Source organism: Micromonospora sp. CPCC 206060 (assembly GCF_036906895.1).
Lineage (GTDB): Bacteria > Actinomycetota > Actinomycetes > Mycobacteriales > Micromonosporaceae > Micromonospora.
This window is the reverse complement of the sequence record NZ_JBAKHU010000014.1, coordinates 39,203-63,221: the sequence shown is the minus strand read 5'-3', so window position 1 is coordinate 63,221 and position 24,019 is coordinate 39,203. Positions and strand designations below refer to the sequence as shown.

24 protein-coding genes are annotated in these 24,019 nt (G+C 70.7%); 10 read left to right on the top strand and 14 right to left on the bottom strand.

Annotated features, from left to right (window positions below; translation table 11 throughout):
• Nucleotides 1-6: 6 nt before the first annotated feature.
• Nucleotides 7-816: an alpha/beta hydrolase gene (locus tag V6U90_RS12585; protein WP_334434788.1), complete on the bottom strand. Its 810-nt coding sequence runs from the start codon at nucleotides 814-816 to the stop codon at nucleotides 7-9.
• Between the two features lie 77 nt (nucleotides 817-893).
• Nucleotides 894-1,217, bottom strand: a complete 324-nt coding sequence (locus V6U90_RS12580; RefSeq protein WP_334434785.1) for a hypothetical protein — start codon at nucleotides 1,215-1,217, stop codon at nucleotides 894-896.
• Nucleotides 1,218-1,381: 164 nt separating this feature from the next.
• On the opposite strand from V6U90_RS12580, the gene V6U90_RS12575 reads away from it, so the two are divergent.
• Nucleotides 1,382-2,266 (top strand): hypothetical protein, encoded by an 885-nt coding sequence (locus tag V6U90_RS12575; RefSeq protein ID WP_334434783.1) that lies wholly within the window; start codon nucleotides 1,382-1,384, stop codon nucleotides 2,264-2,266.
• A 62-nt stretch (nucleotides 2,267-2,328) separates the two neighbouring features.
• On the opposite strand, the gene V6U90_RS12570 is transcribed toward V6U90_RS12575, so the two are convergent.
• The 3 genes from V6U90_RS12570 to V6U90_RS12560 all read right to left on the bottom strand — a co-directional run bounded on the left by V6U90_RS12570 (nucleotide 2,329) and on the right by V6U90_RS12560 (nucleotide 5,950).
• On the bottom strand, nucleotides 2,329-4,119 hold the full coding sequence (locus tag V6U90_RS12570) for a 3-hydroxyacyl-CoA dehydrogenase family protein (protein WP_334434781.1): 1,791 nt from the start codon (nucleotides 4,117-4,119) through the stop codon (nucleotides 2,329-2,331).
• Nucleotides 4,120-4,166: 47 nt separating this feature from the next.
• A complete protein-coding gene (locus V6U90_RS12565) occupies nucleotides 4,167-5,294 on the bottom strand; it encodes an alpha/beta hydrolase (protein WP_334434779.1) in 1,128 nt (375 codons plus the stop codon).
• A gap of 140 nt (nucleotides 5,295-5,434) precedes the next feature.
• On the bottom strand, nucleotides 5,435-5,950 hold the full coding sequence (locus V6U90_RS12560; protein ID WP_334434777.1) for an FHA domain-containing protein: 516 nt from the start codon (nucleotides 5,948-5,950) through the stop codon (nucleotides 5,435-5,437).
• Between the two features lie 273 nt (nucleotides 5,951-6,223).
• On the opposite strand from V6U90_RS12560, the gene V6U90_RS12555 reads away from it, so the two are divergent.
• On the top strand, nucleotides 6,224-7,720 hold the full coding sequence (locus tag V6U90_RS12555; protein ID WP_334434774.1) for an aldehyde dehydrogenase family protein: 1,497 nt from the start codon (nucleotides 6,224-6,226) through the stop codon (nucleotides 7,718-7,720).
• 79 nt (nucleotides 7,721-7,799) lie between these two features.
• Nucleotides 7,800-8,453, top strand: coding sequence for a class I SAM-dependent methyltransferase (locus V6U90_RS12550; RefSeq protein ID WP_334434771.1), 654 nt, complete (start codon nucleotides 7,800-7,802; stop codon nucleotides 8,451-8,453).
• Nucleotides 8,454-8,559: 106 nt separating this feature from the next.
• On the opposite strand, the gene nucS is transcribed toward V6U90_RS12550, so the two are convergent.
• The gene (gene nucS / locus V6U90_RS12545; RefSeq protein ID WP_334434768.1) at nucleotides 8,560-9,219 is read right to left on the bottom strand and encodes an endonuclease NucS; all 660 of its coding nucleotides are present in this window, start codon (nucleotides 9,217-9,219) and stop codon (nucleotides 8,560-8,562) included.
• Between the two features lie 125 nt (nucleotides 9,220-9,344).
• On the opposite strand from nucS, the gene V6U90_RS12540 reads away from it, so the two are divergent.
• The 3 genes from V6U90_RS12540 to V6U90_RS12530 all read left to right on the top strand — a co-directional run bounded on the left by V6U90_RS12540 (nucleotide 9,345) and on the right by V6U90_RS12530 (nucleotide 11,341).
• Nucleotides 9,345-9,962 (top strand): DUF4126 domain-containing protein, encoded by a 618-nt coding sequence (locus tag V6U90_RS12540; protein WP_334434766.1) that lies wholly within the window; start codon nucleotides 9,345-9,347, stop codon nucleotides 9,960-9,962.
• Nucleotides 9,963-10,055: 93 nt separating this feature from the next.
• Nucleotides 10,056-11,000, top strand: a complete 945-nt coding sequence (locus V6U90_RS12535; protein WP_334434764.1) for a polysaccharide deacetylase family protein — start codon at nucleotides 10,056-10,058, stop codon at nucleotides 10,998-11,000.
• A 53-nt stretch (nucleotides 11,001-11,053) separates the two neighbouring features.
• Nucleotides 11,054-11,341, top strand: coding sequence for a DUF1540 domain-containing protein (locus V6U90_RS12530; protein WP_334434761.1), 288 nt, complete (start codon nucleotides 11,054-11,056; stop codon nucleotides 11,339-11,341).
• Nucleotides 11,342-11,464: 123 nt separating this feature from the next.
• On the opposite strand, the gene V6U90_RS12525 is transcribed toward V6U90_RS12530, so the two are convergent.
• Nucleotides 11,465-13,474 carry a protein meaA gene (locus V6U90_RS12525; RefSeq protein WP_334434759.1) on the bottom strand — a complete coding sequence of 670 codons (2,010 nt, stop codon included), beginning with the start codon at nucleotides 13,472-13,474 and terminating at the stop codon, nucleotides 11,465-11,467.
• 128 nt (nucleotides 13,475-13,602) lie between these two features.
• On the opposite strand from V6U90_RS12525, the gene V6U90_RS12520 reads away from it, so the two are divergent.
• On the top strand, nucleotides 13,603-14,451 hold the full coding sequence (locus tag V6U90_RS12520; protein WP_334434757.1) for an ABC transporter ATP-binding protein: 849 nt from the start codon (nucleotides 13,603-13,605) through the stop codon (nucleotides 14,449-14,451).
• On the top strand, nucleotides 14,448-15,293 hold the full coding sequence (locus V6U90_RS12515) for an ABC transporter permease (RefSeq protein ID WP_334434754.1): 846 nt from the start codon (nucleotides 14,448-14,450) through the stop codon (nucleotides 15,291-15,293). Before V6U90_RS12520 ends, V6U90_RS12515 begins: the two co-directional genes overlap by 4 nt.
• A 142-nt stretch (nucleotides 15,294-15,435) precedes the next feature.
• Here V6U90_RS12515 and V6U90_RS12510 read toward each other — a convergent pair whose 3' ends face one another.
• Nucleotides 15,436-16,284: a 3-hydroxyacyl-CoA dehydrogenase family protein gene (locus tag V6U90_RS12510; RefSeq protein ID WP_334434751.1), complete on the bottom strand. Its 849-nt coding sequence runs from the start codon at nucleotides 16,282-16,284 to the stop codon at nucleotides 15,436-15,438.
• 283 nt (nucleotides 16,285-16,567) lie between these two features.
• Complete coding sequence (murA, locus tag V6U90_RS12505) at nucleotides 16,568-18,070, bottom strand: UDP-N-acetylglucosamine 1-carboxyvinyltransferase (RefSeq protein ID WP_334434748.1); 1,503 nt, start codon at nucleotides 18,068-18,070, stop codon at nucleotides 16,568-16,570.
• Here murA and V6U90_RS12500 point away from each other — a divergent pair.
• Nucleotides 18,069-18,650 (top strand): cob(I)yrinic acid a,c-diamide adenosyltransferase, encoded by a 582-nt coding sequence (locus V6U90_RS12500; RefSeq protein ID WP_334434745.1) that lies wholly within the window; start codon nucleotides 18,069-18,071, stop codon nucleotides 18,648-18,650. The two genes, murA and V6U90_RS12500, sit on opposite strands and share 2 nt — an antisense overlap.
• 152 nt (nucleotides 18,651-18,802) lie before the next feature.
• A complete protein-coding gene (locus V6U90_RS12495) occupies nucleotides 18,803-19,207 on the top strand; it encodes a VOC family protein (protein WP_334434897.1) in 405 nt (134 codons plus the stop codon).
• 96 nt (nucleotides 19,208-19,303) lie between these two features.
• On the opposite strand, the gene V6U90_RS12490 is transcribed toward V6U90_RS12495, so the two are convergent.
• From V6U90_RS12490 to V6U90_RS12470, 5 genes are all read right to left on the bottom strand, one after another.
• Nucleotides 19,304-19,759, bottom strand: a complete 456-nt coding sequence (locus V6U90_RS12490; protein WP_334434743.1) for a DUF2550 domain-containing protein — start codon at nucleotides 19,757-19,759, stop codon at nucleotides 19,304-19,306.
• A 13-nt stretch (nucleotides 19,760-19,772) separates the two neighbouring features.
• Nucleotides 19,773-20,057, bottom strand: coding sequence for a F0F1 ATP synthase subunit epsilon (locus tag V6U90_RS12485; RefSeq protein WP_334434741.1), 285 nt, complete (start codon nucleotides 20,055-20,057; stop codon nucleotides 19,773-19,775).
• 104 nt (nucleotides 20,058-20,161) lie between these two features.
• Nucleotides 20,162-21,313 carry an LCP family protein gene (locus V6U90_RS12480; RefSeq protein ID WP_334434739.1) on the bottom strand — a complete coding sequence of 384 codons (1,152 nt, stop codon included), beginning with the start codon at nucleotides 21,311-21,313 and terminating at the stop codon, nucleotides 20,162-20,164.
• Between the two features lie 332 nt (nucleotides 21,314-21,645).
• On the bottom strand, nucleotides 21,646-23,085 hold the full coding sequence (atpD, locus tag V6U90_RS12475; protein WP_334434736.1) for a F0F1 ATP synthase subunit beta: 1,440 nt from the start codon (nucleotides 23,083-23,085) through the stop codon (nucleotides 21,646-21,648).
• Nucleotides 23,085-24,014, bottom strand: a complete 930-nt coding sequence (locus tag V6U90_RS12470) for a F0F1 ATP synthase subunit gamma (RefSeq protein ID WP_334434733.1) — start codon at nucleotides 24,012-24,014, stop codon at nucleotides 23,085-23,087. The genes atpD and V6U90_RS12470 overlap by 1 nt, the downstream gene beginning before the upstream one ends.
• Nucleotides 24,015-24,019 lie beyond the last annotated feature (5 nt).

Genomic DNA, 24,019 nt, shown 5'->3' with positions numbered 1-24,019 from the left:
GGCAGCTCAGCCCGCGCTGCCGGCCTGCGGTCCGGGCACCGGGAGGTCGGCGAAGGCCGCCACCGTCCGGTCGGCGTACGCGCTGACGTCCCCGGTCTCCATCGGACCGTCCCAGGTGGTCGGCAACGGCACGGTCACCCCGGGGGCCACCCGCCGGACGATCTCGTCGAGCACCTTCGCCGCGTCACCGACCCAGAGGTGCTTGGCGCCGGCCATCCCGACCACCTCGGCCTGCGGTACGGCGGCGAACCGTTGCCGGGCCTCGTCCGGGCGCAGGTAGTCGTCGAACTCCGGGACCAGGGCGGTCAGCGGCTTGCCGGTCTCCGCCCAGACCGCCAGGTCCTCCGGGGTGGAGAAGCGTAGCGGTGGGGAGAGCAGGATCGCCCCGGTCACCGCCGGGTCGCAGCCGTACTTGAGGGCCAGGTCGGTACCGAACGACCAGCCGAGCAGCCACTGGTTGGGCAGTTCGGCGAACTCGGCGTACTCGATCGCGGCGGCCACGTCGTAGCGCTCGCCGACCGCGCCGTCGAAGCTGCCCTCACTGGTGCCCCGGACGCTGCTGGTGCCCCGGGTGTTGAACCGGAGCACGGCCAGGTCGGCCAGCGCGGGCAACCGCCAGGCGGCCTTACGGAAGATGTGGCTGTCCATCATCCCGCCGTGCGTGGGCAGCGGATGAAGGCAGATCAGGGTGCCGACCGGCGCCCGGTCGGCCGGGCGGGCCAACTCGCCCACCAGCCGCAGTCCGTCGGCGGTGTGCAGCTCGATCTCCTCCCGGTGGCCGGGCAGGATCGACGACGCGCGGATGGGTGCACTCACCCGACCAGTTTCGCCGGTCACCCGGCGGGCCCGCCCGCCGGGGCCGAAACCGGGTGACGCAGATCGCCGCCCGCCGGTCAGCCGTACCGGGGTCCCCGGCCACGCTGGATGTTCGGTCCACGCCGTTCCCGGGCCCGCCAGCACCCGCTGTGCCAGTGCCGCCGGTCGCTGAGGTCGCCGCGCCCGTCGGCCGGCCAGGCCACCAGGTGCGCGACCCCGGGACGGATCTCCTGGTCGCAGCCGGGGCAGCGGTACGTCTTCGTCGCCGCGCCGCCGGGAATGCCGCGTACCTGCCACTCGCCGTCCCGCCAGCCCTGCACCGACTCGACACCGTGCCGGGCCCGGTCGGCGTCGAGCCGGGCCGTCTGCTCGGGACGGGGGCGGTTGCGACGTGGACTCACCCGTCGAGGGTACGCAGCGCCCACCGCACCGCCGAAGAGTGATCAACCAGGTGGGACATCCCCGGATCAGCTGTCAGATCACGGTCAACACCTGGCCAAATCCGGCAAAGCCGGTCTAACGTCCGGATAGGAAGCCGAAGCGCGTCCGTCGAGGAGGTCGGGACATGAAAAATGGCATCCGGGGCGCGGGGACCGTCGTCCTGTTCACCACGAGCACCCTGCTGGCGGTGTGCCTGTGGGCACCGGCCGCGTCAGCCGGCGGACCTGGTGACCCGATCGTGGCCGATGTCACCGGCGACGACTACGAGGACCTGGCCATCCTGACCGAAAGGGTCCTGCCGGAGGTGGGTGCCGCGGCCCGCCAACGGGTCTGCGAGATCGTGGTCCAACCCGGCCTGCCCGACGGTGGCTTCGGCGACCCACAGGTCTACCCGTACCTCACCCTGCCCGTTGACGAAACCTACTGCCCGGACATGGGCACCTCGACCGACATCGAGAGGGACCCGGAGGACGAACTCGTGGTCGCCTGGTTCGCCGGCCGGCCACCACTGGTCGACTACGACCTGATCACCGTGGACAACTTCCGCGCCACCGACTTCTCCAAGGGGCTGGAGCAGCCGAGCTTCATCGGTACCGGCAACTTCGACGGCCAGGGGGTACTCGACATCTACGAGTGGAGCGACCAGGGCGACGGTTTCGCCACGTTCCTCAACGACGGGTTCGGCAGGTTCCTCCCCGGCCCGATGCGCTGGTGCGCCAACCCACGCAGCGTAGAGCTGGCCGACTTCGACGCCGACCGGGTGCAGAGCGCGGTGATCAGCTACTTCGAGCGGTGCGACGACTTCTCCAGCGGGGTGGTGGTGGTGCTGGAGGACGGCAGCGTACGACACCTCGAACGGGACCCCGACGGCTTTGAGACCTGGACCGTGACGGTGCGGGACTTCGACGACGACGGGCGGCTCGACGTACGTACCGTCAACGACGTCACCGGCCAGGTCCACATCTTCCCCGGTCTGGGCGACAATACTTTCGGCGAGTCGCAGCCCTAGGCCCGCAGGGCGCCCGAGGGCCGGGAGGCGCGGCGGGCCCACCCGGGCCCGCCGCGCGCGGCTCAGCGGTTGGTGTGGTCGCGGAAGCCCCGGCCGGACTTGCGGCCCAGGTAACCGGCGGTCACCAGGTGCTCCAGCAGCGGTGCCGGGGCGAAGCCAGGCTCCCGCAGCTCCAGGTACAGCTCCCGCTGGATGGCCAGCGACACGTCCAGGCCGACCACGTCGAGCAGCTCGAACGGGCCCATCGGGTAGCCGCAGCCGAGCTTCATCGCGTAGTCGATGTCGTCGGCGGTGGAGTAGCTCGCCTCCAGCATCTTCACCGCGTCGTTGAGGTACGGGAAGAGCAGCGCGTTCACGATGAACCCGGACCGGTCACCGCAGACCACCCCGGTCTTGCCGAGCGTGGCGCAGACCGCCTGGGCGGTCGCCACGGTCTCCGAAGAGGTACGGATCGTGCGCACGATCTCCACCAGCGGCATCACCGGCGCCGGGTTGAAGAAGTGCAGCCCGACCACGTCCGCCGGCCGGTGGGTGGCCATCGCCACGTCGATCACCGGCAGGGAGGAGGTGGTGGTGGCGAGCACGACGCCCGGCTTGCAGATCTCGTCGAGGCTGGCGAACAGGGCCTTCTTGACGCTCAGCTCCTCGATTACCGCCTCCACCACCAGGTCGACGTCGGCCAGGTGCTCCAGCACCGCCGACCAGGTGATCCGGCCGAGCGCGGCGTCCCGGTCGGTCTCGCTGAGCTTGCCCCGCACGACGCCCTTGTTGAGTGAGGTCTTGACCGCCTCGCAGACCTTGGCCGACTTCTCCGCGCCCCGGGTGACCGAGACGACCTCGTAACCGGCCTTCGCGAAGACCTCGATGATGCCGGTGGCCATCGTGCCCGAGCCGACCACGCCGACCTTCGAGATCCCCCGGGCACCGTCGGCGACCGCCGCGCCCGCCGGGGCCGGGGTCTGCTCGTCGGGTACGACCACCGGGGAGCCCGGCCGCTCGTAGGTGTAGAAGCCCCGGCCGGACTTCCGGCCGAGCAGCCCGGCGGTGACCATCTGCTTGATCAGCGGTACCGGGGCGTGCCGGCGGTCCCGCCCGCCCCGGCGGTACATGGTGTCCAGGATCTCGTACGCGGTGTCCAGACCGATCAGGTCCATCAGCGCCAGCGGGCCCATCGGCAGGCCGCAGCCGAGCTTCATCGCCGCGTCGATGTCCTCCCGGGTCGCGTAGTGCGACTCGACCATCCCGACGGCGTGGTTCAGGTAACCGAAGAGCAGGGCGTTGGCGATGAAGCCGGCCCGGTCGCTGATGGTCACGTCGACCTTGCCGAGCCGGACGCAGAGCGCCTCGACGTCAGCCACCACGTCCGACGAGGTGACCACGGTCCGGACCACCTCGACCAGCTTCATCACCGGTGCCGGGTTGAAGAAGTGGATGCCGATGACCTGGTTGGGCCGGCTGGTGGCCACCGAAATCTCGGTGACGCTGAGTGAGGATGTGTTGGTGGCCAGGATCGCCGCCGGCTTGCACACCCGGTCCAGTTCGCCGAAGATGCGCTGCTTGAGGTCGAGATGCTCGGGAACCGCCTCGATGACCAGGTCGACGGAGTGCAGTGCGTCCAGGCCGACGGCGAAGGTGACCCGGGACAGCAGGGCGTCCCGGTCGGTGGGGTCGAGCTTGCCCTTGGCCACCGCCCGGTCGGTGGAGCGGGTCAACGTGGTCCGGCCACGTTCCAGGGCGGCCTCGGAGATCTCGACGGCCACCGCGTCGATGCCGTTACGCGCGAACACCTCGACGATGCCGGCACCCATGGTGCCCAGTCCGACGACGCCGATGCTGGTGAACTCGCGTGCCACGGTCCGCCTCCACTCGCTCGGGCCGCCGTCTGAACGGCCGCTAAGGTCTATGCGCGCGAGTCTGCCACGTCACGCTCCGTTGTCGACACCGCGTGGGAAATGTCACCGGGCGTCGTCAGGTCGAGCAGTTCGGCGACGAACTCGACCGGCCGTTCCAGGTGCGGGCAGTGCCCACAGCCGGCCAGGACCACCTCCCGGTAGCGCCCACCGGCCGCCGCGTACCGGTCCAGCACCGCCCGGGTCTGGCCGACCATCGGCTGCGGCGGGTACGCCTCGGCACCCGGCCAGCCGGGCACCATGCCGAGCGAGCCGAGGTACGCCAGGTCGAGCAGGGCGGAGTCGGAGACGATCGCGTCGGCGTCGCCGCGTACCCAGACCACCGGCGGCTTGGCGGCGACGGCGACCAGGTCGTCGGCGATCCGGAAGTGGGCCGGGGAGAGCGCGTTGAGCACGCCCCGGTCCCCCGGGGCGGTACCCGGCCAGTTCGGCGAGGCGACCGCCGTACCCGGGTAGTTGTCGTCCCCGGTGGCGGTGGTGAGCATGCTGTCCAGCAGCAGTTCCTCGTCGTCACCGAGGGTGGCCGGATCGGCCACGTAGAGCGTCCGGAGCACGTTGCGGGGGCTGGTCGGCGCGTCCCCGCCCCGGTCACCGACGGCCAGCCGGTGGACCAGGTCGGGGTTGGCGGTGCCGCCACCGGTACCGGCGAAGTCGGCGCTGAGCGGGGTGCCCTCGGGGCCGGCGGTACCGCCGTAGCCGTACGGCGACACCGGTGCCGCCAGCAGCAGGCCACCGACCCGGTCCGGGTGGTCGACCAGCAACCGCATCGCCACTCCCCCGCCGAGCGAGTGCCCGACCACGATCGGGCGGACCGGACCACCACCGGGCGCCGCCGCGCCGAACAGCTCCGGTTCGTCGAGCAACGCGGCCAGGTCGTCGGCGAAGTCGGCCAGGCCCCGGGTCGCGTCCACCGGTGCGGTCTCCGTCTCGCCGTACCCGCGCAGGTCGGGGGCGACGATCCGCAGTGTCTCCGGCAGCCGTCGGATCAGTGGCAGCCAGAACGCCGCCGACGAACAGTTCCCGTGGACGAGCAGGACCGGGGTCCCATCCGCCGGGCCGGCGACGAGCACCGACTGCCGGATGCCCCCGGCCTGCACACTGATCCGCTCGGTCTCCATCCGCCGGATGCTGCCACCGTCGCCCGGCCGGTTCAATGGCGGTGTCCACCACCCGGGCGACGGCCGGGGCGGGTCCGGGCCACACCGCACCGCCCGGCGGTGGGAACGGTTCCGGCCCAACTACTGGAACACCGGCCCAACTACTGGAACATCAGGTAGGCGCTGGTGATGCCGCCGGCCGCGGCGATCCCCGCGCCGAGGGCGAGCAGCACCCGGCGGGGGCGGGTCGCGGGGCCGGTGACGATGGCGTCGGTCGGCCCGACCAGCGCGGCCGAGGGCAGCCGGGGCGGCACGGGGGCGACCGGCAGGTTACGGAAGTCGTTGACCTGCACGGTCACCGCCGACGACGGATCGAAGAAGCGCAGCTCGACGCCGCCGACCCGGATCCGGTCCCCGTCACTGAGCCGCTCCACGCCGCAGACCCGCTGGTCGTTGAGCCAGGTGCCGTTGGTGGAGCCCATGTCGGCGAGGGAGACCTGCCCGCCGGCCAGCCGGACCGCCGCGTGCCGGCGGCTGACCTGAAGGTCGTCGATGACGATGTCCGCGCTCTCCACCCGGCCGATGACCCGGGAACCAGGCGAGAGCCGGAAGCTGACGCCCCGCATGGACCCGCTGGCGATGGTCAGCATCGGCAACAGGCCGGGCTCGTCCATCATGGATAATCCCTCCGCCACGCCGGTATGACCCGGCTGGCCCAGCTTTCCAGTCCTGGGCCCCCAGACCCAGCTACCACGCGGTGGAGTTGACCGGCCGGCCGGGTAGATCCGGCTCGACGGTTCGGCGGACCTCGGGTAGCGAAACGGTTTCGGAGCGTAATAGTTCCACGTGCCACCCGACCCGGCGCGGAGTCGACGGGTATCGATCACCGCCGGCCGCACTTCCGGCCGACAACCCTACCCACCGGTAATCTGCGGGTCTAGACTGCCGCCATGACGGCTGTCCAGATCCCCGGCGTTCCGGTTGTCGACAACGGCCTGCTGATCTCCACGAATCCGGCGACCGGCGCGGAGACCGGCCGGTTCCCGACCAGCGACCCGGCCGGGGTCGCCGAGGCGGTGCGCCGGGCCGCCACCGCCGGAGACTGGTGGGCCGGCCTGGGCTTCACCGCCCGACGGGACCGGCTGCTGCGCTGGCGGTCGGCGCTGGCCCGCCGGATCGAGGAACTCGCGGCACTCTGCCACGACGAGACCGGCAAGCCGGTGGCCGACGCCATCGTCGAGGTCATCACCGCCGTCGAGCACATCGACTGGGCGGCGCGTAACGCGCGTCGGGTGCTCGGGCCCCGTCGGGTCCGGTCCCGGCTGCTGCTCGTCGAGTTCGGCGCCCACCTGGAGTACCAGCCCTACGGTGTCGTCGGCGTGATCGGACCGTGGAACTACCCGGTCTTCACCCCGATCGGTTCGGCCGCGTACGCCCTGGCCGCCGGGAACGCGGTGGTCTTCAAGCCCAGCGAGTACACCCCGGCGGTCGGGCAGTGGCTGGCGGACACCTTCGCCGAGGTGGTGCCGGAACAGCCGGTGCTCCAGGTCGTACACGGCCTCGGTGATGTCGGTGCCGCGCTCTGCCGGTCGGGGGTGGGCAAGGTCGCCTTCACCGGCTCCACCGCCACCGCGAAGAAGGTGATGGCCGCCTGCGCCGAGTCGCTGACCCCGGTACTGCTGGAGGCGGGCGGCAAGGACGCGATGATCGTCGACGACGACGCGGACCTGGACGCCGCCGCCGAGGCCTGTGTCTGGGGTGCGCTCACCAACGCCGGTCAGACCTGCATCGGCATCGAGCGGGTGTACGCCGTCGACGCGGTACACGACCGGTTCGTCGCCAAGGTGGTCGAGCGGGCCGGCCGGCTGACCGTGGGCGCGGACGGCGCGGACATCGGGCCGATCACCATGCCGAGCCAGGTGGACGTCATCCGGCGGCACATCGACGACGCGGTGGCCCGGGGCGGCCGGGCGGTCCTCGGTGGGCCGGAGGCGGTGCGACCGCCGTTCGTGCACCCGACCGTCCTGGTCGACGTCCCCGAGGACGCCGCCGCGGTGCGGGAGGAGACGTTCGGGCCGACCATCGTCATCAACCGGGTGTCCGACGTGGACGAGGCGGTCGACCGGGCCAACGCGGTCGGGTACGGCCTGGGCGGCTCGGTCTTCGGCCGACGGCGCGCGGTGGCGGTCGCCCGCCGGCTGCGCTCCGGGATGACCGCGATCAACTCCACCCTCACCTTCGCCGGCATGTCCACCCTGCCGTTCGGCGGGACGGGCGAGTCCGGCTTCGGCCGGATCCACGGCGACGACGGGCTGCGCGAGTTCGGTCGGGCCAAGGCGGTCACCCGGCGGCGCGGGCCGTCGCTGATGCCCGCGATGACCTTCGAGCGGACTCCGGCGCAGGTGGCCCGGCTGGTCAAGACGATCAAGGCGATCTACGGTCGGTGACTGTCAGATAACCGATGGTCCAATGAAATCGGAAGATTCAGAGATTCCACCTGGGTAGGGCCATCGGTACATTGCCGACATGGGCCTGCACTCGCTGCGTTTCCAACTGGTCGACAACGAGGACTCCTGGGCAGCCCGCCGCCGGCAACGCCGGGCGGGGTGGCTCGCCGAGACGTTCCCCAGGTTGGCGGAGATGTCCGTACTCGACCTCGGCGGGCGGGTCGACACCTGGCTACGCGCCCCGGTACGCCCCGCGCACGTGCACGTGGTCAACCTGGAACCCGCCCCGGCGGACGTACCCGACTGGGCGGAGGTGGACCACGCCGACGCCTGCGAACTGCCGCCGGACATCACCCGCCGCCGCTACGACCTGGTCTTCTCCAACTCGGTCCTGGAACACGTGGGCGGGCACGAGCGGCGGCTGCGGTTCGCCGCAGCGGTCCGGACCCTGGCCGACGCGCACTGGGTGCAGACCCCGTACCGCTATTTCCCGGTCGAGCCGCACTGGCTCGCCCCGGGGATGCAGTTCCTGCCGGTCCGGGCCCGCACCATGGTGGCCCGGCACTGGCCGCTGGCGCACTCGCCGGCGAAGACCCACGAGGCTGCCATCACGCAGGTGCTCTGGACCGAACTGCTGGACCGCTCACAGCTGCGGCACTACTTCCCCGACTCGGCGATCCGGGTCGAACGTCTCGCCGGCCTGCCCAAGTCCCTCATCGCCGTGAAGGTGTAAGGAAGGGCCCCTTCTTAACGCTTTCGGTAGAGGAAGGGCCCCCGCTTAACACCCCCGGGCCCCAGGCCCCCGCTTAACACCCCTGGGCCCCCAGGGCCCCGGGCGCTCAGAACAGGGTCAGCTCGTCCCGCTCGATGCCCCGCAGCTTGTCGTAGTCGACCACGACACAACGGATGCCCCGGTCGGTGGCGAGTACCCGGGCCTGCGGCTTGATCTCCTGGGCGGCGAACACGCCGGCCACCGGTGCGATCAGCGGGTCACGGTTGAGCAGTTCGAGGTAGCGGGTGAGCTGCTCCACCCCGTCGATCTCACCGCGCCGCTTGACCTCGACGGCCACGGTGCCGGACTCCGCGTCCCGGCAGAGCAGGTCCACCGGCCCGATGGCGGTCATGTACTCGCGACGGATCAGCGTGTACCCCTCGCCGAGGGTGGCCGGGTTCGCGGCCAGCAACTCCTGGAGGTGCGCCTCCACCCCGTCCTTCCGCAGCCCGGGATCGACCCCCAGTTCGTACGAGGTGTCCTGGAAGATCTCCTCCAGGGTGATCCGTAACTCCTCGCCGGCCTTGTTGACCACCCGCCACACCCCGGGCGCCTCCTCCAGGCGGCAGGGCGGACTCATCCAGTTCAGCGGCTTGTAGGCCCGGTCGTCCGCGTGGATGGAGACCGAGCCGTCGGCCTTGACCATCAGGAGTCTGGTGGCGGTCGGCAGATGGGCCGAGAGCCGTCCGACGTAGTCCACTGAGCACCGCGCAATCACCAACCGCACCCGACGAGGGTAGCGGAGCCCTCCCGACGCCCCGCCACGCGACGCGGCACACGTCCGTCGCGGACCCGGCGGTACGCCGATCCGCCGTCGAGCGGCACTGGCGGCGCGGTGGGATGCTGGGACACGTGCTCGAAGTGCTGACCGGCGCCGGTCTCGCCGCCTCGGCGGGACTGAACGCCTACATCCCGCTGCTCGCTCTCGGCCTGCTCGCCCGCTACACCGATCTGATCAACCTGCCGGCCGGCTCCCAGTGGCTCGCCAACGGCTGGGTCATCGCCATTCTCGCGGTACTGCTGGCGGTCGAGGTGGTCGCGGACAAGGTGCCGGTCGTCGACCACGTCAACGACATGTTGCAGACCGTGGTCCGTCCCACCGCAGGTGGGCTGGCCTTCGGTGCCGGCTCGGCCGCGGAGACGGTCACGGTCACCGATCCGGGCCAGTTCTTCTCCTCCCACCAGTGGGTACCGATCGCGGTCGGGATGGCGGTGGCGTTCGGGGTACACGGGCTGAAGGCGGCCGCGCGTCCGGTGATCAACGCCACCACGGGCGGGGTCGGTGCCCCGGTGGCGAGTACCGCCGAGGACGCCACCAGCGTGGTCATGTCCCTGGTCGCCATCGTCCTGCCGGTGCTGGTGCTCGCGTTCCTGCTCGCCCTGCTCGGCTTCGCCGGCTGGCTCCTGCGCCGACGCCGGTCCCGACGGCGCGAACGGCAGGCGGCCCGGGCCGCCGGGTTCCGCGTCTGACCGACGGCCCCACCCCGGCCGGTATCGTCCGGATGAAGGGGCGTCCCGGAGCACCCACCGCACCGCCGAGCTTGCCATGATCATGCCGTGCAGGTGAAGAATTTTCGGACATTGCTGGTCATCATGGTCGTGATCGGCGTCCTCGGCGCGCTCACGCTCGCCCTGGGGCTGGTCCGCGGGTCGGGGCCGGGCACCCCGGCCCCGGATTTCGTCCTCGCGGAACCCGGCACCGCCCTACCGCCGGGTACCCCGACCGCCACCCGGCCCGGCGGCCCGGCGCCGGACACCGGGAGTCCCACCGACCCGTCCGCGGGTACGACGACCGGCCGGCCCGGTGCCACCCGACCGGGTACCCGCCCACCGGTGGTCGACCACGGTCCCCGTACCGGCAACCGGGTGGCGCTGACCTTCGACGCGGACATGACCGATGCGATGCTGTTCAACCTGCGCAGCGGCAAGGTGGCCTCGTACGCCAACCTGAAGATCCTGGACCTGCTGGAGCGCGACCAGGTTCCGGCCACCTTCTTCCTAACCGGCAAGTGGGTCGAGCGGTACCCGGAGGTGACCGCCCGGATCGCCGGCAACCCCCGGTTCGAACTGGCCAACCACACCTACGGGCACCTGGCGTTCACCGGCGACTGCTACGGCCTGCCCCGGATCCCCACCCACCAGATGACCCAGGACGTGGCGCGGACCTTCACGCTGGTCGAGCGGTACGGCGGGCGGCAGACCCGCTACTTCCGCTTCCCCGGTCTCTGCCACGACGGCCCGGCGCTGGCCGCCCTGGCCCCGCTCGGCGTCACGGTGGTGGACGGGGACGTGGTCAGCGGTGACCCGTTCGCCACCGCGTGGCGGCCGATCGTGCGGGCGGTGCTGGACAAGGTGCGCCCCGGCTCGGTGATCGTCCTGCACGTCACCGAGGCGAACGCGGCGATGACCGACGAGGCCCTGCCGCACATCCTTGCCGGATTGGCCGCGCGGGGTCTGACGCCGGCTCCGCTCTCCGTCGTACTGGGTGACAGACCTGCGGTTTCCTGAGCAGAAACCACATCAAAGCCTAATATCGGGACACGAGTCGCGAGGAGGCCGAGATGACCGCGTCGATGGAGATGCCCCCGGTGCAGGAGTGCACGGTGACGAAGTGCTCGTACAACCAGAACGGATGCCGGGCGTTCGCCATCACCGTCGGCAGCAGCGACCACGCCCGCTGCCACACCTTCATCGAGATGCCCACCAAGGGCGGGATGGGCTCGCTGATCGCCCAGGTCGGCGCCTGCCAGCGCGCGGACTGCCGGCACAACGCCGACCTGGAATGCCGGGCACCGGGCATCCGGGTCGGTGCCGCCATGGCCGACTGCCTGACCTACGAGATGGCCTGACCTACGAGATGGCCTGACCACCCGCCTGCGGGCCGGCGGGACCGCACCCGCCGGCGCCCGGCCCGCCCGCCGGCACCCCAGCGCGCCGCCGTCAGGTCGACCCCCGCCCGCCGGCAGGTCGGCTCAGCCGGGCAGGCCGTTGGCCTCCCGGACCACGGTGACCAGTTCGTCGATGATGCCGGTCAACGCGAAGTCCTTCGGGGTGAAGACCCGGGCCACCCCGGCGGCGCGCAGCTGCCCGGCGTCCCCGGCGGGGATGATGCCGCCGACCACCACCGGCAGGTCGGCCCGACCGGCGGCGCGCAGGCCCTCCAGCACCGCCGGTACCGCCGCCAGGTGCGATCCGGAGAGGACGGAGAGCCCCACCAGGTCGACGTCCTCCTCCACCGCCGCCGCCACGATCTGCCCGGCGGTGAGCCGGATGCCCTGGTAGACCACCTCGAAGCCGGCGTCGCGGGCGCGTACCGCGATCTGCTCGGCGCCGTTGGAGTGCCCGTCCAGGCCGGGCTTGCCGACCAGCAGGCGCAGCCGGCCGGTGCCCAGCTCGCGGGCGGTCGCCGCGACCCGCTCCCGGACGCCTGCCAGGGTGGCGTCCCCACCGGCCCCGGCCCCACCGGCGAGCCCGGTCGGCGCCCGGTACTCGCCGAACACCCCGCGCAGCGCGCCGGCCCACTCGCCGGTGGTCACCCCGGCCCGCACGCAGGCCAGCGTCGCCGGCATCAGGTTCGCGGTGGTCGCGGCGTCCGCGCGCAGCCGGGCCAGGGCGGCGACCACCGCGTCCGCGTCCCGGGCGGCCCGCCACTCGCGTACGCTCCGCACGGCCGCCTCCTCCACCGCCGGGTCGACCTGTTGCACCGCCTCGGCACCGGCGGCGGTCAGCGGGGACGGCTCGGTCTCGGTGAACCGGTTGACGCCCACCACCACGTCGGTACCGGCTTCCATCCGGCGCCGCCGCTCGGCCAGCGAACCAACCAGGGCGCTCTTGAGGTAACCGGTCTCCACGGCGGTGACCACGCCACCCATCTCCAGTACCCGGTCCAGCTCGACCCGGGCACCGGCCACGATCTCGTCCACCAGGGCGGTCACCACGTACGAGCCGTCGAAGAGATCCGGGTACTCCAGCAGGTCCGACTCGTACGCCAGGACCTGCTGCATGCGCAGCGACCACTGCTGGTCCCAGGGGCGGGGCAGGCCCAGCGCCTCGTTCCACGCCGGCAACTGCACCGCGCGGGCCCTGGCGTTGCGCGACAGCGTCACGCCGAGCATCTCCAGCACGATGCGCTGGATGTTGTTCTCCGGCTGCGCCTCGGTCAGCCCCAGCGAGTTGACCTGCACCCCGTACCGGAACCGGCGCTGCTTCGGGTCGGTCACGCCGTACCGGTCGGCGGTGATCTCGTCCCAGAGCCGGCCGAAGGCCCGCATCTTCGCCATTTCCTCGACGAAGCGCACCCCGGCGTTGACGAAGAACGAGATGCGCTGCACCACGTCACCGAGCCGGTCGGCGGGCACCTGGCCGGAGTCACGCACCGCGTCGAGCACCGCCACGGCGGTGGCCAGCGCGAAGCCGACCTCCTGCACCGGCGTGGCACCGGCCTCCTGGAGGTGGTACGAGCAGATGTTGACCGGGTTCCAGCGGGGCATCGCGGTCAGCGTGTGCGCGATGACGTCGGCGGTGAGCCGCAGCGACGCCGCCGGCGGGAAGATGTACGTCCCCCGGGAGAGGTACTCCTTGATGATGTCGTTCTGCGTGGTGCCGGCGAACCCGGCCGGCTCGGCACCCTGCTCCGCCCCGACCGTGGCGTAGAGGGCGAGCAGCCACATCGCCGGGGCGTTGATGGTCATGGACGTGTTCATCTCGGCCAGCGGGATGCCGTCGAAGAGGGCCCGCATGTCACCGAGGTGGGCCACCGGCACCCCCACCCGGCCCACCTCACCGGTGGCCAGCTCGTGGTCCGGGTCGTAACCGGTCTGGGTGGGCAGGTCGAAGGCGACCGACAGGCCGGTCTGCCCCTTGGCCAGGTTGCGACGGAAGAGCGCGTTCGTCGCGGTGGCCGACGAATGGCCAGCGTAGGTACGCATCACCCAGGGCCGGTCCCGCTCGGGCAGTCGGCCCGACACTGCCTTGTCGTCCATGGCCGGAGTTTAAGTTACCGTCCAGTACCCCGCGTCGGTGAAAAACCACACAGGTCAGGGTGCCGACATGTACGGCGCCCCCCGCCCCGGATCGTTGCGTCCCGCCCCGACCACGCATAGTTGACGGCATGCATGACGAGCTGGCGATCTCGGTCCGTGGGCTGCGCAAGTCGTACGGCGGCAACCCGGCGGTGGCCGGCGTCGACCTCGACGTCCACCGGGGCGAGGTGTTCGCGCTGCTCGGCCCGAACGGCGCCGGCAAGACCACCACGGTGGAGATCCTGGAGGGCTACCGGCAGCGCGACGGTGGCGAGGTGAGCGTGCTCGGCAGCGACCCGGCCGACCCGGCGCCGGACTGGCGCTCCCGGGTCGGCATCGTGCTCCAGGGCACCGGCGAGTTCGACGAACTGACCGTCGCCGAGGTGGTGCACCACTTCGCCGGCTTCTACGCCGGCGCCGACGACCCGGACAAGGTGATCGAGCAGGTCGGGCTGACCGGCAAGACCCGGGCCCGTACGCACACCCTCTCGGGCGGGCAGAAGCGCCGGCTCGACGTGGCGCTCGGCATCATCGGCCGCCCCGAACTGCTCTTCCTCGACGAGCCAACCACCGGTTTCGACCCGGAGGCCCGCCGGGAGTTCTGGGAGCTGATCCGGGACCTGGCCGCCGCCGGGACGACCATCGTGCTGACCACGCACTACCTGGACGAGGCGGAGACCCTCGCCGACCGGGTCGGGGTGATCACCGCCGGCCGGGTGATCGAGGTGGCCCCTCCGGCACAGCTCGGCAACCGGCAGGAGGCGATGGCGACGGTCTCCTGGCGTACCCCGGACGGGACGGCGCAGAACGCGCAGAGTGCGACGCCGACGGCGCTGGTCGCCGAGCTGGCCGCGCGGTTCGGCGGCGAGGTGCCGGGGCTGACCGTCACCCGGCCCACCCTGGAGGACATCTACCTGCGGATGATCGGACACCGATGAGCACCACGCTGAAGCCGGCCGCGCCGACCGCCACGACCGCGCCCCGTCGGCTGGGTCCCCTCACCCTGGCGGCCCGGCAGGGCCGGCTGGAGATCCGGCAGTTCCTGCGCAGTCGGGAATCCGTCGTTTTCACGATGGGCTTCCCGATCATCATGATCCTGATCTTCGCGGCGATCTTCGACGACGAGATCAGCCCCGGGGTCAGCTACACGCAGTACTTCATCACCGGCATGATCGCCACCGGCCTGATGACGGTCAGCTTCCAGAACCTCGGCATCTGGATCCCGATCGAACGGGACCGGGGAGTGCTCAAGCGGCTGCGCGGTACGCCGATGCCGAAGTGGGTCTACTTCGCCGGCAAGGTGATCATGGTGGTGGCGATCGGGATCGCCGAGACCGCCCTGCTGCTCGCCGTCTCGGTCGCCCTGTTCGACCTGCAACTGCCCGGCACCGCCGGGAAGTGGTTCACCTTCGCCTGGGTCTCCGTGCTCGGCGTCACCGCCTGCACCCTCTGCGGCATCGCCATCTCGTCGCTGGCGCGTACCGCCCGCAGCGGCTCCGCCGTGGTCACCCCGGTCGCCCTGGTGCTCCAGTTCATCTCCGGGGTGTTCTTCGTCTTCACCGACCTGCCAAGCTGGATGCAGCAGGTAGCGGCCCTCTTCCCGCTCAAGTGGATGTGCCAGGGCCTGCGGTCGGTCTTCCTGCCGGACGCATTCGGCGCCCAGGAACCGGGCGGCGCGTTCGAGCTGGGCCGGGTCGCCCTGGTCCTGGCCGCCTGGTGCGTGATCGGCCTGCTGCTCTGCCTCGGCACCTTCCGCTGGACCACCCGCCGCGACGGCTGAGCCGTAAGGAAGGGCCCCTTCTTAACGCATTCTGCATAGGAAGGGGCCCTTATTAACACGTCACCCGGGGCGCATCGTCATACCGCCCCAGGCGCGTTGTCACACCCCAGGCGCGTTGTCACATCCCACCCGAGGCGCCGGCTCAGTACGTGTAGAAGCCCTTGCCGGTCTTGCGACCCAGATCCCCGGCGGTGACCATCCGCTGCAGCAGCTCCGGCGGGAAGAACTTCTCGTCGGCCGTGTCCGTGTAGATGTTCTTCGAGGCGTGCAGAAGCACGTCCACGCCGGTGAGGTCACAGGTGGCCAGCGGCCCCATCGCGTGGCCGAAGCCGAGCCGGCAGGCGGTGTCCAGGTCCTCCGGCGAGACCACGCCCGATTCGACCAGCTTGACCGCCTCCACCACCAGCGCGGCGATCAGCCGGGTGGTGACGAAGCCGGCGATGTCCCGGTTGACCACCACCACCGTCTTGCCGACGCCCTCGGCGAAGGCCCGGGCCGTGGCCAGCGTCGCGTCCGACGTCTTGTACCCGCGTACCAGCTCGCAGAGCTTCATCATCGGCACCGGCGAGAAGAAGTGCGTACCGACCACCGACTCGGGTCGCTCAGTGACCGCTGCGATCTGCGTCACCGGAATGGCCGACGTGTTGGTGGCGAGCACTGCGCCGGGCTTGCAGAACTTGTCCAGCGCCCGGAACACCTCCTGCTTGACGTCCAGCCGCTCGAAGACCGCCTCGACGACCAGGTCCGCGTCGGCGACCGCGTCCAACTCGGTGGTCGGGGTGATCCGCCCGAGCGCCGCCTCGACGTCGTCTGCCGGGATCGTCCCCTTGGCCGCGAACTTCTCCAGCGACCTGCGGATCCCGTCGAGGCCGCGCTGCGTCGCCGCGTCGTCCAGGTCCCGCAGTGTCACCTGCCAGCCCGCCTGGGCGGCTACCTGAGCGATACCCGCACCCATCAACCCGGCCCCGACGACCGCGAGTCGACCCGCCATCTCTTTCTCCCTCGCCTGGATTGGCTGCACTGTCAGCACCCTAGCGGTCACCCCTGAACGATGGCTAAGCCAGCCTCGGGCGACCCCATCACCTGCCGTGGCGAGTGCGGCCCCGACGCGCCACCGAACCCCGGTCGATCATGGACTTATGGTGGGAGACAGAAGCCGCTTACTACCCCGTAAGGGGCACCACAAGTCCATGATCAACGGGCAGGGGCGGGCGGGCGCGGGCGGGCAGAGGCGGGCGGGCAGGGGCGGGCGGGCAGGGGCGGGGCGGTAGGGGTCAGAGGGTCGGGTCTGGCTCCTCGGGTACCCGGCCGCGTTCCACCTCCACCCCGAGCGCCCGCAGGTCGGCGACGAAGTCCGGATAGCCCCGGTCGATGTGGTGCACGTGCGAGACCTCGGTGACCCCGTCCGCGCAGAGCCCGGCGATGACCAGACCCGCACCGGCCCGGATGTCGGTCGCCCGGACCGGCGCACCGGAGAGCCGGTCCCGGCCCCGCACCACGGCGTGGTGCCCGTCGGTCTTGATGTCCGCACCGAGCCGGGCCATCTCGTTGGCGAACATGAACCGGCCGTCGAAGATGTTCTCGGTCACCAGCGAGGCGCCCTCGCTGACCGAGGCGAGCCCGATCGCCATCGGCAACAGGTCGGTGGCGAAGCCCGGGTACGGCAGGGTGACCACGTCCACCGCGGTCGGCCGCCGGTCCATCCGTACCCGGAAAGCGTCCGGCCGGGTCTCCACCAGGCCACCGGCGGAGACCACCTTGTCCAGCGCGATTTCCAGGAACGCCGGGCTCGCGCCGGTCACGGTCACGTCCCCCCGGGTCATCGCGGCGGCGAAGGCCCAGGTACCGGCGACGATCCGGTCCCCCACCGTGGCGTGCCGCACCGGTCGTAACTCCCGGACCCCCTCGATGGTCAGGGTGGACGTACCGGCGCCGATGATCCGGGCCCCCATCTCGGTGAGCATCGTGCAGATGTCCACGATCTCCGGCTCCCGGGCCGCGTTGTCGATCGTGGTCACTCCCCGGGCCAGGACCGCCGCCATCACCAGGTTCTCGGTGGCGCCCACGCTCGGAAACTCCAGCACGATGTCCGCCCCGCGCAGTCCGGCCGGGGCGGACGCGATCACGAAGCCATGCTCGCCCGATATCTCGGCGCCCAGCCGGTTCAACCCGGCGACGTGCATGTCGAGCCCGCGCGAGCCGATCGCGTCCCCACCGGGGTGGGCCACCCGCACATAGCCGAGCCGGGCGAGCAGCGGACCGAGTACGCAGATCGACGCCCGCAGCCGGCGGACCAGGTCGTAGTCGGCCTCCGTGCCGGGCTGCTCCGGGACGTCGATGGTGACCGTCCGGGAGTGTTCGGCAGCCGGACCGTCCACCGCCGGATCGATCTCGAACCGCACCGCACAGCCGAGCCGCCGCAGCACCTCCCCCATGATGGCGATGTCGGTGATCCGGGGGACGTTGGTGATGACCGTCCGGCCCGGGGCCAGCAGCGCCGCCGCCATCAGTTTCAGCGCCGAGTTCTTCGCCCCGACCACGTGCACAGTGCCGCACAGTCGGGCCCCGCCGCGTACCCGGATAACGCTGACGTCGTTGACGGACGCGGCACCACCGTCCCCCGGCCCGACCCCACCCGGCCAGGCCGATGCGGCGTCCGAGCAGGCGGCGGCTCCCGACGGAGCGGATCCGGGTGCTGCGGTCCCGGGCGGGACAGTACCGGCTCCGGCCGGACGATCTGTGACAGTCAGATCAGATATCCGTAGGCTGTGCGTCATGGCCGTCCACCTCACGCGCATCTACACCAAGGCCGGCGACGCCGGCATGACCAGGCTGAGCAACAACGAGCAGGTAGCGAAGACCGATCCACGGATCACGGCGTACGCCGACGTCGACGAGTGCAACGCCGCGATCGGCGTCGCTCTCGCGCTGGGGCAACTCTCCGACGAACTCGTCCCGGTGCTCGCATCGATCCAGAACGACCTGTTCGACGTCGGTGCCGACCTGGCCAATCCGATCGAGCCGGATCCGAAGTACCCGCCACTGCGGGTCACCGAGGAGTACGTCAGCCGCCTCGAAGGTTGGTGCGACGAGTTCAACGCGCGCCTTGGCAACCTGGACTCCTTCATCCTCCCCGGCGGCACTGCGGGCGCAGCGCTGCTGCATGTGGCGCGGACGATCGCCCGGCGCGCCGAGCGTGCTGCCTGGGCACTGGTGGACCACGACCCGGAACGGACCGGCACCCTGCCGGCCAAGTATCTCAACCGACTTTCGGATTTGCTCTTTATCCTGGCAAGAACGGCAAATCCGGACGGGGATGTGCTATGGGTGCCCGGCGGTAAAAGCGTCCGGCAGTAGGGCGGTGGAGGCGAGGCGGGTTCGGGCCGAGGGTGGCAAGGCGGAGGAGGAGGCCATGCCGGTGTTGCATGGCCGACGACGACAACGCCGCCAGCCGACGTGCCAGGGCGCGCCGCAGCCCCGCCAGTCCTGTTGCCGGACGCTCTAAAGCGCTGACCGTCGGCGGGTTGCACCACGTCGAGGTGTGGGTGCCCGATCTGGCCCGGGCCGTGGAGAGCTGGGGTTGGCTTCTCGGCGAGCTGGGTTGGGCACCCTTCCAGGACTGGCCGGCCGGCCGGTCCTGGCGATGGGGTGCGACGTATCTGGTACTGGAGGAGTCACCGGCGCTCTCCGGGCGGCGGCACGACCGCCGCGCACCCGGCCTGAACCATCTCGCCTTCCACGCCGGGCCATCCGCTGCGGTGGACCGGCTGGTCGCGGCAGCGCCGGGCCACGGTTGGTCGCTGCTGTTCCCGGAGCGGCACCCGTACGCCGGCGGCGCCGACCACTATGCGGCGTACCTGGCCGACGGGCAGGGGTACGAGGTGGAGCTGGTCGCCTCGACGGGCAGGGTCTAGCGGGCTGTCCTGCCCCAGGGGCGGAGCGAGCGGCAGGACGGCCGGGCGGCCCGGGGCACGGCAGGACGGCCGGGCGGACCGGGGCACGGCAGGCAGTCAGGCGGCCGGACGGTCCTGGGGGGCCAGACGCGGCGAGACCGCCCCCGGAGGGGCGGCCTCAAGCCAGGAGAGAAACCCGGTGACGGTGGATCGTGCCATGGCGATCTCGACCGGTACGTGCCGACTGGTACAGCTGAGGATCACCCAGTCGGCCGGCATGGAGAGCCGCTCCTGCCCCTCGGGGAGTCGACGCGACTCGACGGTAAGGTCCTTGCGGCGCAGCACCCGCTTGGGACGGATGGCGAAGCTGAACATCCGGTACCAGCGCAGCTCGTCGCGGGCGAAGCGACCGAAGCCGGGGGACCAGCCCCGACCGTCGAGCACGGTGGTGACCCGGACGCTGAGCCGGATGATCCCACCGGAGCGGGTCACCAACGCCCGACGGATGAAGAGCACCGCCAGCGCGGCGAACAGAACGAGAACGCCGATCCCGATCCACTCCAAGACCAGCATCGACGTTTCCGGTTCAGCGGTTCGCGGCGGCGGTCGCGGGGGTCGCACTCTCGGCGAGCACGGTGACGCCCTCTCCGGTCACCGACAGGAACCCGCCGTTGACGTCGTAGGTCACCTGCTCACCACCGGACAGCTTGATCCGCACCTGGCCGGGCTCGGCGAGCTGGCCGAGCAGCGGCGCGTGGCCCGGAAGCACGCCAAGCTCGCCCTCGGTCGTCCGGGCGACGACCATCTCGGCCTCTCCCGACCAGACCTTCTCCTCGACGGCTACAAGCTCGACGTGAAGCTGCTTTGCCACGCTGTCTCCTTGCTGCGGCGACGGATTGTCGAAATTCTAGTCGGGCCACCACCAGGCACCCAACGCGGGTGGCGAGGCGCACACCGACCCACCGGCGTGCCGGATCAGAGTTTCTTGCTGAGCAGTTCCGGATGGGCGGCGAGGAAGGTCTCCACCGTGTTGCCACGGACCGCGGCGAAGAACTCCTCGGCCACCGGCTGGAGCGCCTCACCCTGGTACTTCCCACCGGAACTCGTCACGCCACCGCCCGGCAGCTTGATCATGCTGATCGACTGCGACCGGAGGTTGCGCAGGGCGAAGCCGAAGTCGGCGATGCTGTTTCCCCGCCCGTCGAAGACCAGGGACTTACCGGCGGCGCGCAGCACCGCGTCGAGCTTGGTCGGGTTGGTCACCACGTCCAGGCTGAGCGCCTGGTCGGCCATCGCCTTGAGGAACTGCTGCTGGTGCCGCTGCCGGGCGTAGTCGCCGTCCTTGAGGCCGTAACGCTGCCGGACGAAGTCCAGCGCCTCCCAGCCGGCCAGGTGGTGCTGACCCACCTCGTAGACCTTCTGCGGGCCGGTGTACCCGCCGCCACCCGGCTTGAGCCTGCGGGGCGTCCCGTCCGGCTGGAGGTGCTCGGACCTGGTCCGCTCGTCCACGTACAGGTCCACGCCACCCATGGCGTCGACGATCTTCTTGAAGCCGGTGAAGTTGATGATCGCTCCGGCGTCGAACCGTTCGATGCCGGTGTACCCGGCCAGCGTCTTGGAGAGCAGCTCGAAGCCCTGCGCCACGTTCGGCTTGTTGGGCTGGCCGGGGACGTTGCTCCCGCGCGCCATGGCACTGTTGATCTTGGTCTGCCCGCCGGAGTAGCCCGCCTTCGGGAAGGCCGGCACGTCGACCAGCGTGTCCCGGGGGATGGAGAAGAGGTACGCCCGGTCGAGCCCGGCCGGGATATTCATGATCATGATCGAGTCGGCCAGCGGCGGGGTGGTCGAGTTCCGGGGATCGATCCCGACCAGCAGGATGTTCAGCGGGCCCTTGACGTCGCTGCGTCGGGGCGCACTGGCCCCGGCCGCCCCGTCACCGAAGAGGTCGCCCTTGCCGACCGCGCCCTCGTACCGGGCCAGCAGCGCCTGGTAGCCGATCAGCGCCCCGCCGCTGAGCACCATCAGCACCACCCCGAGGTAGGTGCAGACCCGTGCCCACCGCGGCACACCCGCCCACCTGGACGGCCGTGCCGCGCGCTTTCCGCCCTCAGCCACAGTCAACTCCATTCGTCGCACCCACGAAAGAGAAGACGGGCACGAGACATCCGATCGTTGCAGAGATCGATACCCGACCAGTCGGGCATCCTAACCGAAGGTACCTCGCCGGTCAGCGGAACCATGGAACATGCACGCCGGGTGGTGCACAGGTCACGTCCCGTGCGCCAGCGGTCCGCCGGATCCGTAGACGGAACGGGACGTTCCGGCACAGAGACCAGGGAAACGGGACGGCCCGGCCGGAGACAGGGAAACGGGACGGCCCGGATCGGCGGGTACGGAACCAAAAAGCGGTGCCCGCGCCGGATGTACCGGCACGGGCACCGCAGGGACGGACCGGTTGGTCAGTCCTTCATCAGCTCAGCCGCCTTGCGCTCCAGGTCGTCCAGACCGCCGCACATGAAGAAGGCCTGCTCGGGGAAGTGGTCGTACTCGCCCTCGCTGATCTTCTTGAACGCCTCGATGGTCTCCTTGATCGGGACCGTCGAGCCCGGCACGCCGGTGAACTGCTCGGCGGCGTAGGTGTTCTGCGACAGGAAGCGCTCGATCCGCCGGGCCCGACCCACGGTGATCTTGTCTTCCTCGGAGAGCTCCTCGATACCGAGGATGGCGATGATGTCCTGCAGGTCCTTGTAGCGCTGCAGGATCCGCTTGACCTCGGTGGCCACCGCGAAGTGCTCGGCGCCGACGAACTCCGGCGCGAGGATCCGCGACGAGGACGCCAGCGGGTCGACCGCCGGGTAGATGCCCTTGTCGGAGATCGACCGCTCCAGGTTGGTGGTGGCGTCGAGGTGGGCGAAGGTGGTGGCCGGCGCCGGGTCGGTGTAGTCGTCCGCCGGCACGTAGATCGCCTGCATCGAGGTGATGGCCTGGCCCCGGACCGAGGTGATCCGCTCCTGGAGCTCGCCCATCTCGTCGGCCAGGGTCGGCTGGTAACCCACCGCGCTCGGCATCCGGCCGAGCAGGGTGGAGACCTCCGAACCGGCCTGGGTGAAGCGGAAGATGTTGTCGATGAAGAGCAACACCTCCTGCTTCTTCACGTCGCGGAAGTACTCCGCCATGGTCAGCGCGGAGAGCGCGACCCGCAGCCGGGTGCCCGGCGGCTCGTCCATCTGGCCGTAGACCAGCGCGGTCTTGTCGATGACGCCGGACTCGGTCATTTCGGCGATGAGGTCGTTACCCTCACGGGTCCGCTCACCGACGCCGGCGAAGACCGACGTACCACCGAAGTTCCGGGCGACCCGGGTGATCATCTCCTGGATGAGGACCGTCTTGCCGACGCCCGCACCACCGAACAGGCCGATCTTGCCACCCTTGACGTACGGGGCGAGCAGGTCGATGACCTTGATGCCGGTCTCCAGCATCTCGGTCTTCGGCTCCAGGTCGGCGAAGGCCGGTGCCTTGCGGTGGATGCCCCACCGGTCGTCGGCCTGGAGCACCTCGCCCTCGGTCAGGTTGAGGCACTCACCGATGGCGTTGAAGACGTGGCCCTTGACCGCGTCGCCCACCGGTACGGTGATCGGCGAGCCGGTGTCGCGCACGCCGGCGCCACGGACCAGACCGTCGGTCGGCTGCATCGAGATCGCGCGGACCATGTTGTCACCCAGGTGCTGGGCGACCTCCAGGGTCAGCGTCTTCTCGCCGCCGGAAAGCGTCACGTCCACGTGCAGGGCGTTGAACAGGGCCGGCATGGCGTCGCGCGGGAACTCGGCGTCGACGACCGGGCCGATGACCCGGACCACGCGACCCGTGGCCGTCTTGGTCTCAACTGCGGATACAGTCATCACACTTCACTTCCCGACGCGGCAAGCGCGTTGGCGCCGCCGACGATCTCGCTGATCTCCTGGGTGATCCCGGCCTGGCGGGCCGAGTTCATCTCGCGCGTGTACTTGTCGATCATCTCTTCGGCGTTGTCGGTGGCGCTCTTCATCGCCCGCCGCCGGGACGCCGACTCGCTGGCCGCCGACTCGATCAACGCCGCGTAGATCCGCGTGTTGATGTACTTCGGCAGCAGCCCGTCGAGCAGCGCCTCCGCCTCCGGCTCGAACTCGTACGCCGGCAGCAGGCCCTCGGACTTCGGCCGGTCCTCGACCTCCATCGGTCCGATGATCTTGGCGACCGGAGTCTGGGTCATCAGGGAGTGGAACTCGGTGTAGACGATGTGCAACTCGTCGATGCCGAGCACCCCGTCCGGCCCCGAGCCGCCGTCGACGTCGTCCGCACCGGCGGTGAACGCCTTGATCAGCGTCTGACCCACCTCGCGGGCGTCGGCGAAGGCCGGCTGCTCCGAGAAGCCGGTCCAGCTGGCCTCGATCTTCCGGTTACGGAACCGGTAGAAGGTGACCCCCTTGCGCCCGATGACGTAGAGGACCGGCTCCTTGCCGTCCTCCTTCAGCCGGGCGATCAGCGACTCCGCCATCTTGATGGCGTTGGAGCTGTACCCGCCGGCCAGACCACGGTCGCTGGTGACCACCACGATGCCGGCCCGGCGAACCCGCTCGCGCGGAGTCAGCAGCGGGTGGTCGATCCGCGCGTTGGACGCCAGCGCGGTGAGCACGCCGGTGATGGCCTGGGCGTACGGCAGGGACGCCTGGACCCGGGCCTGGGCCTTGGCGATCCGGCTCGTCGCCACGAGCTCCATCGCCTTGGTGATCTTCTTCATCGACTTCGCCGAGCGGATTCGTTGACGAAGAACGCGAACCTGGGCCGCCATGGATC

What these genes read in the sequence shown, in the direction of transcription:
- V6U90_RS12575 (WP_334434783.1), top strand. Translation starts at nt 1,382, where the DNA reads ATGAAAAATGGCATCCGGGGCGCGGGGACCGTCGTCCTGTTCACCACG.
- V6U90_RS12565 (WP_334434779.1), bottom strand. Translation starts at nt 5,294, where the DNA reads ATGGAGACCGAGCGGATCAGTGTGCAGGCCGGGGGCATCCGGCAGTCG.
- V6U90_RS12560 (WP_334434777.1), bottom strand. Translation starts at nt 5,950, where the DNA reads ATGATGGACGAGCCCGGCCTGTTGCCGATGCTGACCATCGCCAGCGGG.
- V6U90_RS12555 (WP_334434774.1), top strand. Translation starts at nt 6,224, where the DNA reads ATGACGGCTGTCCAGATCCCCGGCGTTCCGGTTGTCGACAACGGCCTG.
- V6U90_RS12550 (WP_334434771.1), top strand. Translation starts at nt 7,800, where the DNA reads ATGGGCCTGCACTCGCTGCGTTTCCAACTGGTCGACAACGAGGACTCC.
- V6U90_RS12530 (WP_334434761.1), top strand. Translation starts at nt 11,054, where the DNA reads ATGACCGCGTCGATGGAGATGCCCCCGGTGCAGGAGTGCACGGTGACG.
- V6U90_RS12525 (WP_334434759.1), bottom strand. Translation starts at nt 13,474, where the DNA reads ATGGACGACAAGGCAGTGTCGGGCCGACTGCCCGAGCGGGACCGGCCC.
- V6U90_RS12520 (WP_334434757.1), top strand. Translation starts at nt 13,603, where the DNA reads ATGCATGACGAGCTGGCGATCTCGGTCCGTGGGCTGCGCAAGTCGTAC.
- V6U90_RS12515 (WP_334434754.1), top strand. Translation starts at nt 14,448, where the DNA reads ATGAGCACCACGCTGAAGCCGGCCGCGCCGACCGCCACGACCGCGCCC.
- V6U90_RS12510 (WP_334434751.1), bottom strand. Translation starts at nt 16,284, where the DNA reads ATGGCGGGTCGACTCGCGGTCGTCGGGGCCGGGTTGATGGGTGCGGGT.
- V6U90_RS12500 (WP_334434745.1), top strand. Translation starts at nt 18,069, where the DNA reads ATGGCCGTCCACCTCACGCGCATCTACACCAAGGCCGGCGACGCCGGC.
- murA (WP_334434748.1), bottom strand. Translation starts at nt 18,070, where the DNA reads ATGACGCACAGCCTACGGATATCTGATCTGACTGTCACAGATCGTCCG.
- V6U90_RS12490 (WP_334434743.1), bottom strand. Translation starts at nt 19,759, where the DNA reads ATGCTGGTCTTGGAGTGGATCGGGATCGGCGTTCTCGTTCTGTTCGCC.
- V6U90_RS12480 (WP_334434739.1), bottom strand. Translation starts at nt 21,313, where the DNA reads ATGGAGTTGACTGTGGCTGAGGGCGGAAAGCGCGCGGCACGGCCGTCC.
- atpD (WP_334434736.1), bottom strand. Translation starts at nt 23,085, where the DNA reads ATGACTGTATCCGCAGTTGAGACCAAGACGGCCACGGGTCGCGTGGTC.
- V6U90_RS12470 (WP_334434733.1), bottom strand. Translation starts at nt 24,014, where the DNA reads ATGGCGGCCCAGGTTCGCGTTCTTCGTCAACGAATCCGCTCGGCGAAG.